At 56.5% G+C, this 611-nt stretch carries 1 protein-coding gene; it reads right to left on the reverse strand.

Annotated elements, in window-relative coordinates:
• The coding region (locus L6963_RS11700; RefSeq protein ID WP_237209164.1) for an IS256 family transposase at positions 1–611 on the reverse strand (611 nt) is incomplete at both ends.

Raw genomic sequence — 611 nt, forward strand, 5'->3', positions numbered from 1 at the left:
TGAATGACGCAGTTTTGCACAATCGTGCGTTCATAGACCGCATTCACGGCCTCAGGCAGGCCGGTGAGCCCATCACAGACCAGGTAGAAGATATCAGCGGTGCCACGGTTCTTCAGCTCGGTCAGGATCTGTAGCCAGAATTTGGCTGATTCGCCTGCCCCTTCAGGGCCTGCCCAGATTCCTAACACATCCCTAGCGCCTTCGACGTTGACTCCCATAGCCACGTAGAAGGGGCGGTTGCTTACCTGCCCTTCGCGGACTTTCAGGTAGATTGCATCGATAAACACAGCCAGGTAGACCGTTTCTAGGGGCCTGGCGGCCCATTCATTCATCTGGTCAAGGACCGTTGCGGTGATACGGCTGATGGTGTCTTTACTGATGCTGGCCCCATAGATTTGCTCGAAGTGGGCTGCGATGTCACCGTAGGTGAGTCCTTTGGCGGCCAGGGAGAGGATGATTTCATCGACGTTTTTGAGTCGACGGGCTCGTTTGGGCACGATGGTCGGTTCGAAGGAGCCGTCGCGGTCGCGGGGGACTTTGATGTCGATGGGGCCGACGGTGTCGGTGAGGATTCTTTTGGTGCGGTAGCCGTTTCTGGTGTTTTGGCTTGT

Origin of the sequence: Rothia nasimurium (genome assembly GCF_928392795.1) — a bacterium.
In the GTDB taxonomy this organism is placed as follows: Bacteria; Actinomycetota; Actinomycetes; order Actinomycetales; family Micrococcaceae; genus Rothia; species Rothia nasimurium_F.